The organism is Adonisia turfae CCMR0081 (genome assembly GCF_011009555.1).
GTDB lineage: Bacteria > Cyanobacteriota > Cyanobacteriia > Phormidesmidales > Phormidesmidaceae > Leptothoe > Leptothoe turfae.
In genome coordinates this window covers 7,649,745-7,651,142 of sequence record NZ_QXHD01000004.1, presented here as the reverse complement: position 1 = coordinate 7,651,142, position 1,398 = coordinate 7,649,745, and the positions used below count along the sequence as shown (strand labels likewise).

General features: G+C 54.2%; 3 protein-coding genes. All 3 read left to right on the top strand.

What is annotated here, in order from left to right; translation table 11 throughout:
- Positions 1–17: 17 nt before the first annotated feature.
- The 3 genes from cas2 to DXZ20_RS36730 all read left to right on the top strand — a co-directional run bounded on the left by cas2 (position 18) and on the right by DXZ20_RS36730 (position 1,360).
- Positions 18–296 carry a CRISPR-associated endonuclease Cas2 gene (cas2, locus tag DXZ20_RS36740; protein WP_163703352.1) on the top strand — a complete coding sequence of 93 codons (279 nt, stop codon included), beginning with the start codon at positions 18–20 and terminating at the stop codon, positions 294–296.
- A gap of 112 nt (positions 297–408) precedes the next feature.
- Positions 409–804, top strand: a complete 396-nt coding sequence (locus DXZ20_RS36735) for a four helix bundle protein (RefSeq protein WP_163703351.1) — start codon at positions 409–411, stop codon at positions 802–804.
- A 169-nt stretch (positions 805–973) separates the two neighbouring features.
- On the top strand, positions 974–1,360 hold the full coding sequence (locus tag DXZ20_RS36730; RefSeq protein ID WP_163703350.1) for a four helix bundle protein: 387 nt from the start codon (positions 974–976) through the stop codon (positions 1,358–1,360).
- Positions 1,361–1,398 lie beyond the last annotated feature (38 nt).

Genomic DNA, 1,398 nt, shown 5'->3' with positions numbered 1-1,398 from the left:
GCTATAGGAGAAAACTTGTGTTCTATCTCGTTTGTTACGACATCGTTCTAGATCGTCGTCGAAATAAGGTGGCCCATATTCTAGAGGGCTATGGTCTGCGGGTTCAGAAGTCAGTGTTTGAGTGTGTGCTGACGCCGGATCAGCGAGACATGTTGAACAAGAAACTGGCGAAGTATATCAACGATACGGAGGATCAGGTGCGGTTTTATCCGATGTCGCCGCGCTATCGCAAGAAGGTGACGGTGATGGGGTTTCAGCCGGAAAGGGAGGTGGATGATGTGGCGTTTATTGTCTAGGTGAAGAGAGGGATAGGGGAGCAGGGGATAGGGGGTGAGTAGGGGCTGGTCTTGTGCCTGCCCATTTCGAAGGAGTCAGAAAACACAATATTCAATGTAGGAGACAACGATCATGGGTCAGGAAATGTTGGCGGCGTATCAGGAGTTGACGGTGTATCAGATTGCGTTTGAGGCGTCGATGAAGTTGTTTTGGTTATTGCCCAAGGAGTCAATGGAAGAGTGGAATAGTCCTTGTCAAAAGCTTGTAGAGTCGTCTCAGATGGTGTGCGCCAGTCTGGCGGAAGCGTGGGGTAAGCGACGGTATCACGAGGCGTTTATTGCCAAGCTGAGTGAGGCGGAGACTAAGGCGGCGGCGGTGCAGACCTGGCTGGCGTTTGCGGTGGAGTGTGGGTATGTGAAGGCGGATGAGGGTTTGGCTCATAGTGACTGTTATGGGGGGATTTTGGCTGGAATTGGAGAGTTGATTGAGAATGCGGAGGCGTGGTTGGTGGAGGAGATTCCGGTGTAGGAAGAGAGAAGAGGGTGAGGGGGTGCAGGGGGGAGGTAGGGGCTGGTCTTGTGCCTGCCCATTTCGAAGGAGAGGGGGAGCAAGGGAGCAGGGGTGAGTCAGGGTGAGGGCTGAGCGGAGTCAAAGCCCGGTGCTAAGAGACAAGAATAACGTAATGGAGGAGAAGATCATGGGATCAGACTTTATTCGCACATATCAGGAATTGCAGGTTTATCGGTTGGCGTTTCGGGGAGCAATGCGATTGTATCGGCTGGCACAGGAGTTTCCGCCGGAGGAGGATGAGATGCTGACGCGGCAGATTGTGACGGCGTCGCGGTCGGTGTGTGCCAATGTGGCTGAGGCGTGGGGTAAACGGCGATATCGGAAGGCGTTTATGGCAAAGCTGAATGATGCAGAGTCGGAGGCGGCTGAGGTGCAGACCTGGATTGCGTTTGCGGTGGGGTGTGATTATCTCTCGGCGGAAGTGGGGCAGGACTTATTAGGGCAGTATCGGACGATTTGTGAGGCCTTGGGTCGGTTAGTGGAGAATGCAGCGGCGTGGACGAGGGAGGGGTGAAGGAAAGATAGAGGACGGAGGGCGGAAGAGAGAAGAGG

Bases quoted from the DNA above. Each gene is read 5' to 3' on its own strand.
- DXZ20_RS36735 (WP_163703351.1), top strand. From the start codon at position 409: ATGGGTCAGGAAATGTTGGCGGCGTATCAGGAGTTGACGGTGTATCAG.
- DXZ20_RS36730 (WP_163703350.1), top strand. From the start codon at position 974: ATGGGATCAGACTTTATTCGCACATATCAGGAATTGCAGGTTTATCGG.